This is a genomic window from Streptomyces sp. CBMA29, assembly GCF_014596445.1.
Classification (GTDB): Bacteria; Actinomycetota; Actinomycetes; order Streptomycetales; family Streptomycetaceae; genus Actinacidiphila.
Map to the genome: position 1 here is coordinate 50,764 of NZ_MECL01000093.1, position 8,839 is coordinate 59,602.

Here is an 8,839-nt window from a genome sequence, read left to right on the forward strand (position 1 = left end):
GCCCACGGTTGCACATCGGCTGTACGGGGAATGTGAAGAGGTCGTTCCAAGCGTGCCGGGTCGGACTCAGACGGCCGCGGGAATGCCCGTCAGGGCGGTGACGACGGGGTCGAGCGCGGTGTGGATCTCGTCACCGATGCTGCGGAAGTACGAGATGGGAGCGCCGTACGGGTCGTGGACCTCGTCGGCGTCGGGGCTGGGCGCGAGCAGCCAGCCGCGCAGCGCGGCGGCGGCGCCGACCAGGGCGCGGGCGCGGTCGGTGACACTGCCCTCGGGCAGCGTGGTGGGGTCTATGGCCCGCACCAGCCGGGTGAACTCCTTGAGCGTGAAGGTACGCAGACCCGCCGCGTGTCCCATCGAGATCACCTGGGAGCGGTGGTCGCGGGTCGCGGTCAGGACGAGGTCGGCGTCGATCACGTGATCGTCGAGCAGCTCCCGGCCGGTGAAACCGGTCGGGTCGGCGCCGTACTCGGCGAGTACGGCGGCGGCGTGCGCCTCCATCGGCGCGCCTTCGTGGCCCCAGGTGCCCGCGGACTCCACGACGATGCCGGTCGCGCCGTCGCCGAGGCGGCGCGCCAGCCCATGCCGCGTCAGCCGCTCGGCCATCGGCGAGCGGCAGACGTTGCCGGTGCAGACGTGGAGGATGCGGAAGGCGTCACCGCCCTGTCCGGGGAGGGTCCCCGCGCGGGCGGCGAGGCCCGGTATGCCACGCCCGTCGGGCGCAGTCAACTGCGCTCCTCCAGGTCGGGGACCACCTTGCGCAGCTCCTCCGCACTGATCGCCCCGGCCCGCAGCAGTACCGGGACCTTCCCCGTCACGTCCACGATCGAGGAGGCGACGGCGGACGGGGTGGGGCCGCCGTCGAGGTAGACCGCCACGGAGTCGCCGAGCATGCCCTGGGCGGCGTCGCAGTCCTGCGGTGAGGGGTGTCCCGTGAGGTTGGCGCTGGAGACGGCCATCGGCCCGGTGGCGGTCAGCAGCTCGATCGCCACCGGGTGCAGCGGCATCCGGACGGCGACGGTGCCGCGGGCGTCGCCGAGGTCCCAGTTGAGCGACGGCTGGTGCTTGGTGACCAGGGTGAGCGCACCGGGCCAGAAGGCGTCGACGAGCTCCCACGCCTGCTCGGAGAAGTCGGTGACGATGCCGTGCAGGGTGTTCGGGGAGCCGACCAGGACGGGCGAGGGCATATTGCGCCCGCGGCCCTTGGCCTCCAGCAGGTCGCCGACCGCCTCGGCGTCGAAGGCGTCCGCGCCGATGCCGTACACGGTGTCGGTGGGCAGGACGACGAGTTCACCGCGCTTGACGGCCGAGGTGGCCTCGCGCAGGCCGGTGGCCCGGTCGGTCGCATCCGAGCAGTCGTATCGCCGTGCCATTAGCTGACCTCCAGAAGATGCTGTCCCATAGTCATGGTGTCGTCTTGCGAGCCGTCGTACCGCACCCGCCCAGGGGACGACCCCCGTACCCCCGGTGTCATGGTGTCGCCTTACGGGCTGTGGTGAAACGGGGGCGGTTGTTGAGATCGGGATGGTCGGCCGCGTCCGCCCAGCCCGCGTCCTCCTTGAAGATCCACGGCACTTGGCCGCCCTGGGAGTCGGCGTGCTCGATGACGACGACGCCGCCGGGCCGCAGCAGCCGGTGCGCGGTGCGTTCGATGCCGCGGATGGTGTCCAGGCCGTCCTCACCGGAGAACAGGGCGAGTTCGGGGTCGTGGTCGCGGGCCTCGGGCGCCACGTACTCCCACTCGGTGAGCGGGATGTAGGGCGGGTTGGAGATCACCAGGTCGACGTGGCCGTTGAGTTCGGGGAACGCGGTCAGCGCGTTGCCCTGGCGCAGGTCGACCTTGCTGCCCTCGACGTTCTTGCGGGCCCACTCCAGGGCGTCCTCCGACAGTTCCACGGCGTGCACCCGCGAGCGCGGCACCTCCTGGGCCAGCGCCAGCGCGATGGCGCCGGAGCCGGTGCACAGGTCCACGATCAGCGGTTCCGCGACGTCCATGGCGCGTACGGCGTCTATCGCCCAGCCGACCACGGACTCGGTCTCCGGGCGGGGCACGAACACCCCTGGCCCCACCTGGAGTTCGAGGTAGCGGAAGAAGGCCCGGCCGGTGATGTGCTGGAGCGGTTCGCGTGCCTCGCGGCGCGCCACGGCCTCCCAGTACCTGGCGTCGAACTCGGTGTCGGCGACGCCGTGCAGTTCACCGCGCTTGACTCCGTGGACGTACGCGGCGAGTTCCTCGGCGTCGAAGCGTGGCGACGGCACGCCCGCGTCGGCCAGTCGCTGGGCGGCCTGCGCCACCTCGGCGAGCAGCAGGTTCACTGCGCCTTCCCCCCTTAGCTGCCGTCGCCGGCGGCGGCCAGTTTGGCCGCCGAATCGGCGTCCACGCAGGCCTGGATCATCGCGTCCAGGTCCCCGTCGAGCACCTGGTCCAAGTTGTACGCCTTGAAGCCGACCCGGTGGTCCGAGATGCGGTTCTCGGGGAAGTTGTACGTACGGATGCGCTCGGAGCGGTCGACCGTACGGACCTGGCTGCGGCGGGCGTCGGAGGCTTCCTTCTCGGCCTCCTCCTGCGCGGCGGCCAGCAGCCGGGAGCGCAGGATGCGCATCGCCGACTCCTTGTTCTGGAGCTGGCTCTTCTCGTTCTGGCAGGAGACGACCAGGCCGCTGGGAAGGTGCGTGATGCGGACCGCGGAGTCGGTGGTGTTGACGGACTGGCCGCCGGGGCCCGACGAGCGGTAGACGTCGATCCGCAGGTCGTTGGGGCCGATCTCGACCTCGACCTCCTCGGCCTCCGGGGTGACCAGCACACCGGCCGCGGAGGTGTGGATACGGCCCTGCGACTCGGTGGCGGGCACCCGCTGCACGCGGTGCACGCCGCCCTCGTACTTCATACGGGCCCAGACGCCCTGGCCCACCTCATGGTTGCTCTTGGCCTTCACCACGACCTGGACGTCCTTGTAGCCGCCGAGGTCGGACTCGTTGGCGTCGAGGATCTCGGTCTTCCAGCCGACGCGCTCGGCGTAGCGCAGGTACATCCGCAACAGGTCCCCGGCGAACAGCGCGGACTCCTCGCCGCCCTCCCCCGCCTTGACCTCGAGGATGACGTCCTTGTCGTCGCTGGGGTCGCGGGGCACCAGCAGCAGCCGCAGCCGCTCGGTCACCTCGTCGCGCTGCTTCTCCAGGTCCTTCACCTCGGCGGCGAAGTCCGGGTCGTCGGCGCCGAGTTCGCGGGCGGTACCGATGTCGTCGCCGAGCTGCCGCCAGGAGCGGTACGTAGCGATGATGGGGGTCAGCTCGGCGTAACGCTTGTTCAGCTTGCGGGCGTTGGCCTGGTCCGCGTGGACCGCGGGGTCGGCAAGCTGCTTTTCGAGGTCGGCGTGCTCGCCGATCAGTTCCTCGACCGCCTCGAACATCTTCGGTTCCCTCGCTGGATGAAGTGGCTGCCTGGCCTGGCTGGCCCGGGACGACAAAGCGCCGGTCCGGTCACCCATGACTGGGCGACCGGGAACCGGCGCTCGCGGGTCGCTACTTCTTGGCGGACCCGGCGGCCTTGCCGAAGCGGGCCTCGAAGCGGGCCACACGGCCGCCGGTGTCGAGGATCTTCTGCTTGCCCGTGTAGAACGGGTGGCACTCGGAGCACACGTCGGCGCGGATCTGGCCGCTCTTCTCGGTGCTGTGAGTGGTGAACGAGGCGCCACAGGTGCAGGTGACCTGGGTCTCGAAGTACTCGGGGTGGATGCCTTGCTTCAAGGGATGCTCCTAGGTTCGGGAGGGCGCCGGGTCGTACCGCGGGTTTGCGTGCACGTGAACCGGAGCCAGCGGTCCAGTCTGCCAGGACTGGCCGTATCTCCCAAAACGAGGGGTGGGCCCGGATAATTCCCGGCCCGAAAGCGCAGGTCAGGGGCTGGTGCTCGGGCTCGGGCTGAGGCCCGGAGCCGGCGAGGCGGCCGGGTCGGCGGTGGCGTCACCGCCGACGCCACCGCCGACGACCTTCTTGGCGTTGACCTCGTCGGCGGCCGAGCCCTTGGTGGCAGCGGCCGGGATCGGCCGGTCGGCCCGCAGCGCGGACCACACCATCGCGGCCTGCGCCCGCATCGGCTCCACCCGGTTGGGATCGCTGACCGCGTACTGGACCGGCAGTGTCACCATGTGGACGTTCTTGGAGTCCAGGCCGCGCACGCTCTCCGCGAAGCCCATCAGGGAGCCCACCGAGGCGAGGTCGGAGTCGGTGGTGATGGCGCTGGTGGCGGTGTCGGCGACGTCGATCAGCTTGGTGGGGCTGGTCAGCAGGCCGAGCCCGCTCACCCGGTTCATCAGCGCCTTCATGAACGCCTGCTGGAGCTGGATCCGGCCCAGGTCGCTGCCGTCGGCCACGCCGTGCCGGGTGCGGACCAGGCCGAGCGCCTGCTCGCCGTTGAGGGTGTGGGTGCCCGCGGCCAGGTCCAGGTGGCTCTTGGTGTCGTGTATGGCCTGGGTGGTGGTGAGCGGGACGCCCCCCAGCGCGTTGATGAGGTTCTTGAAGCCGGTGAAGTCCACCTCGATGTAGTGGTCCATCCGCAGGCCCGTCATGGCCTCGACGGTCTTGACGGCGCAGGCCGGGCCGCCGACCTCGTAGGCGCTGTTGAACATGACGCTCCGCACGGCCGGTGCGGTGCCCCCGCCGGGCTTGGCGCACGCGGGCCGGGGGACGAGGGTGTCGCGCGGGATGCTGACCACGCTGGCGGCCTTGTGGCCCTTGTTCAGGTGCACGATCATCGCGGTGTCCGAGCGGGCGCCGCCGCCGTCGTGGCCGTACTCGCTGTTGGCGCCGGACCGGGAGTCGGAGCCGAGCACGAGGATGTCCATCGCGCCGTTGTCCAGGGCCGCGGGCCGGTTGGTGCCGAGCGCGGAGTCGATGTCGACGCTCTTGATGTTGCCGTTGAGCCGGAAGTAGAGATAGCCCGCGCCCGCGCCGCCGAGCAGCACCAGGCCCGCGGTGCCCCAGGCGACCACGCGCAGCACCCGGCGGCGCCGGGTGCGCTGGTGCCGCCTGCTGCCCTTGCCGTCGCTGACGGCAGTGGCCCCGGTCGGCAGCTGGTCCTCGGACATGGCTCCCTCCGTCTCCTGGGCTTCGTGGGCGTTCGTAGGCTTTCGTGAGTATTCGTAGGCGTTTGTAGGCGTTCGTGAGCTTCGCGCGCATTCGTCTCGAAGTGTCAGACGCTCCATCCTCCGCCGAGGTTCCCCTTCCCGGCATCCGGGGAGACCCGGGGAAGACGTGCGAGCGCCCGCGTACCCCCAGGTCAGGGGATACGCGGGCGCTCTTTTGATCACCCTGCGTGAAACTCAGCCGAAGAGGTTGTACACATTCCAGCCGGTCCCGATCTTGACCTTGGCCGCGTAGGGGCCGGACGCGGAGCCCGTGCCCTTGTACAGCCACAGCGTGCCCGAGGCGTCCCGGGCGACCAGGTCGGCCTTGCCGTCGCCGGTGATGTCACCGACGGCCGCGAAGGCGTTGTACGCGTTCCAGCCGGTCCCGATCTTCGTACGGGCCGCCCAGGGCCCGGACGCGAGGCCCGTGCCCTTGTAGAGCCACAGGGTGCCCGTGCTGTCCCGCGCGATGATGTCGGGACGGCCGTCGCCGGTCAGATCGCCCTTGCCGTAGATCTGGCCGTTGAAGATGTTCCAGCCGGCGCCGATCTTGGTGCGGGCGCCGAGGGTGCCCTTGCCGTTGCCGGGGTAGAGCCACGAGTTCCCGCTGGTGTCGGTGGCGACCACGTCCGGCAGACCGTCGCCGTTGACGTCACCCGGCGTGATGATCGACTTCATGACGTTCCAGCCGGGACCGATCAGGACGCTGTCGCCGCTGTCGCCGCTGTCGCCGTCCAGCCAGAACAGCCGGCCGTCCGTGGTGCGGACGACCAGGTCCTGGAAGTCGTTCCGGTCCAGGTCGCTCTGGCGGACCAGGTTCACTCCGCTGAAGCCGCCCGGGTCGCTCATCGACGCCTTCGGGGCGAAGGCGCTGCCGGTCGACACGTACGAGTACGCCGAACCGGCCGGTGTCACGGCGACCAGGTCGGCCTTGTCGTCCAGGCTGAGATTCGCGTCGTCGATCCGGGGGTTGATGGCCCCGACGTAGGCGCTGACCCGGCTGAAGACGCTGTACGTGCCCTTCGCGACACAGTCCTTCGCGCCCCACGAGACGACGCCGACGATCTTCCCGGCGACCACGAGCGGACCGCCCGAGTCACCGTTGCAGGTCGCGGTGGTCCCGGCGTCCGCGCCGGACGCGGGCGCTCCCGCGCAGACCATGTGGCCCGCGACGAAGGTGGACCCGTACGCCGCGGAGCACGCGGTGTTCGCGGCGACCGGCAGGGTCGCCTTCCGCAGCGTCTGCGAGATGTCCTGGCTGCCGGAGCTGGTGCGCCCCCAGCCGTAGACGGTCCCCTGGGTGCCGGTGACGTACGAGGCGCTGTCGGTCGCCGTGGTGATCGGCAGCGGCTTGGCCGTCGTGGGGACGTCGAGCGTCAGTACGGCCACGTCGTTGTCGAATTCGGGGTGGTCGTACGTCGGGTTGCTCCACTGCCGCCACACACCGGTGAGGGTGCCACCGTGCAGATCCGAGGTGGTGCCGTCGGCGCTGTCGGTGGGGAGTTGGTCGGTGCCGCTGAGGACAAGACCGTGCAGATTCCAGTTGAAGCCCGCGACGCAGTGGGCGGCGGTCAGGATCTTCGACGGGGACACCACGGTGCCGCCGCAGAAGAAGCTGTCGTCGTCCGCCGTCGAGGCGGTGCCCTTGTCGTCGAAGTACCAGAGCTGGACCATCCACGGCGCGCTGGAGATCGTCGTGGTGGTGCCGCCGATGATCTTCGGGTCGACCTCGTGCGGGTTGGCGGAGAGTTTGGTGCGGGACGGGCCGTTGTCCGCCGCCACCGCGCCCGCGACGCGGGCGCGCAGTTCCGCCTGGGACGGCGCACTGGCGTGCCCGGCCGGGTGGAGAACGGGCGGCTGCGGGTCGCCGGCCTGGGCCGGCGTCGCCAGGAACAGACTCACGGCGCCCGCGGCGACCGTGGCTGCGAGGACCGCTGTACGGCTGCGCCGCCAGCGCCCCCGGCCCTCATGGGCAGAGAACACTCAGAACTCCTGTCGTAGAAAAGCGCGACGGCCGCCAACGGGCGGTGGCCGCACGGGAGATGTGCACAGGAGCGAGTAGCTGACCGGACGTCGGCGAAAAGGGGCGCGGGCAGGCTGAAGCACAGCCCTGCGGCCGGGTCGGACGTCCGAAGATGGTTCCCCCCACCTGCGACTGGCAGATCATATGACTGCCAGCTTGGCCCGGACCAGCCTCACAGGTAGCTGAGAACACATGTTTGAGCAAAGAAACAGCTCGGCCCGCCGGGAATCCGGCGGGCCGAGCTGTTTCCCGTCTGTCCTGACCGGAAGGTCAGTCCCGGAAGGTCAGTCCCGGAAGGTCAGTCGTTGTTGCCAGGCGTCGTCTTCGCGATCTGCATCAGGAACTCCGCGTTGGACTTCGTCTGCTTCATCTTGTCCAGCAGCAGCTCGATCGCCTGCTGGGAGTCGAGCGCGTGCAGAACGCGGCGGAGCTTCCAGACGATCGCCAACTCGTCCCGGTCCAGCAGGATCTCTTCCTTGCGGGTGCCGGACGGGTCGACGTCCACCGCGGGGAAGATCCGCTTGTCCGCGAGCTTGCGGTCGAGCTTGAGCTCCATGTTGCCGGTGCCCTTGAACTCCTCGAAGATCACCTCGTCCATCCGCGAGCCGGTCTCGACCAGCGCGGTGGCCAGGATGGTCAGCGAGCCGCCGTCCTCGATGTTGCGCGCCGCGCCGAAGAACCGCTTCGGCGGGTAGAGCGCGGTCGAGTCGACACCACCGGACAGGATGCGGCCGGAAGCGGGCGCCGCCAGGTTGTACGCGCGGCCCAGACGGGTGATGGAGTCGAGCAGCACGACCACGTCGTGGCCCAGCTCCACAAGCCGCTTGGCCCGCTCGATGGCCAGCTCGGCGACCGTGGTGTGGTCCTCGGCGGGGCGGTCGAAGGTCGAGGAGATGACCTCGCCCTTCACCGACCGCTGCATGTCGGTGACCTCTTCCGGACGCTCGTCGACCAGGACGACCATCAGGTGGCACTCGGGGTTGTTCGTGGTGATCGCGTTGGCGATGGCCTGCATGATCATGGTCTTGCCGGTCTTCGGCGGGGCCACGATCAGACCGCGCTGGCCCTTGCCGATCGGCGCGACCAGGTCGATGATCCGGGTCATCAGGATGCCCGGATCGGTCTCCAGGCGCAGCCGGTCCTGCGGGTACAGCGGGGTGAGCTTCTGGAACTCGGGGCGCCCGCGGCCGGAGTCGGCCGCCATCCCGTTCGCGGAGTCAAGACGGACCAGCGCGTTGAACTTCTCGCGGCGCTCGCCGTCCTTGGGCTGCCGTACGGCGCCGGTGACGTGGTCGCCCTTGCGCAGGCCGTTCTTGCGGACCTGGGCGAGCGAGACGTACACGTCGTTCGGACCCGGCAGGTAGCCGGAGGTCCGGATGAAGGCGTAGTTGTCAAGGATGTCCAGGATGCCCGCGACGGGGATCAGCACGTCGTCGTCGGAGACCTGGACCTCGCCGCCGCCGAACTCGTCGCGGCGGTTGCCCCGCCCGCGGCGGTCGCGGTAGCGCCCGCGCCGACGGCCGCGGCCGTCGCCGAACTCGTCGTCGTCCTGCGCGTTGCCGCCGCCCTGGCCGCCGCACTGGACGCCGGTTCCTTCGCCGCCGCCGACCGCCGCCTGCTGGTGGTCTGCAACAACGCGGCCATCCCGGAGATCAGCCGGCCGTTCGACCAGGCGCCGGGCTTCACCGCGCT

The 8,839-nt window shown here is 70.2% G+C and carries 8 protein-coding genes; all 8 read right to left on the reverse strand.

All coding sequences use genetic code 11. The features are described from left to right. Positions 1-66 precede the first annotated feature (66 nt). Positions 67-729 (reverse strand): protein-tyrosine-phosphatase, encoded by a 663-nt coding sequence (locus BGM09_RS14410; protein ID WP_188281955.1) that lies wholly within the window; start codon positions 727-729, stop codon positions 67-69. Next, positions 726-1,373, reverse strand: a complete 648-nt coding sequence (locus BGM09_RS14415; protein WP_188281956.1) for an L-threonylcarbamoyladenylate synthase — start codon at positions 1,371-1,373, stop codon at positions 726-728. The genes BGM09_RS14410 and BGM09_RS14415 overlap by 4 nt, the downstream gene beginning before the upstream one ends. Before the next feature lie 97 nt (positions 1,374-1,470). After that, positions 1,471-2,316, reverse strand: a complete 846-nt coding sequence (prmC, locus tag BGM09_RS14420; RefSeq protein WP_188281957.1) for a peptide chain release factor N(5)-glutamine methyltransferase — start codon at positions 2,314-2,316, stop codon at positions 1,471-1,473. Between the two features lie 14 nt (positions 2,317-2,330). Then, complete coding sequence (gene prfA, locus BGM09_RS14425) at positions 2,331-3,410, reverse strand: peptide chain release factor 1 (protein ID WP_188281958.1); 1,080 nt, start codon at positions 3,408-3,410, stop codon at positions 2,331-2,333. 112 nt (positions 3,411-3,522) lie between these two features. Then, complete coding sequence (gene rpmE, locus BGM09_RS14430; protein WP_188281959.1) at positions 3,523-3,747, reverse strand: 50S ribosomal protein L31; 225 nt, start codon at positions 3,745-3,747, stop codon at positions 3,523-3,525. 147 nt (positions 3,748-3,894) lie between these two features. Continuing rightward, positions 3,895-5,085 carry an LCP family protein gene (locus BGM09_RS14435; RefSeq protein WP_188281960.1) on the reverse strand — a complete coding sequence of 397 codons (1,191 nt, stop codon included), beginning with the start codon at positions 5,083-5,085 and terminating at the stop codon, positions 3,895-3,897. A 234-nt stretch (positions 5,086-5,319) separates the two neighbouring features. Beyond that, positions 5,320-7,107, reverse strand: coding sequence for a trypsin-like serine protease (locus tag BGM09_RS14440; RefSeq protein WP_188281961.1), 1,788 nt, complete (start codon positions 7,105-7,107; stop codon positions 5,320-5,322). A 338-nt stretch (positions 7,108-7,445) separates the two neighbouring features. Continuing rightward, positions 7,446-8,839, reverse strand: a 1,394-nt coding sequence (gene rho / locus BGM09_RS14445) for a transcription termination factor Rho (protein ID WP_223186893.1), incomplete at its 5' end; no start/stop codon positions are given.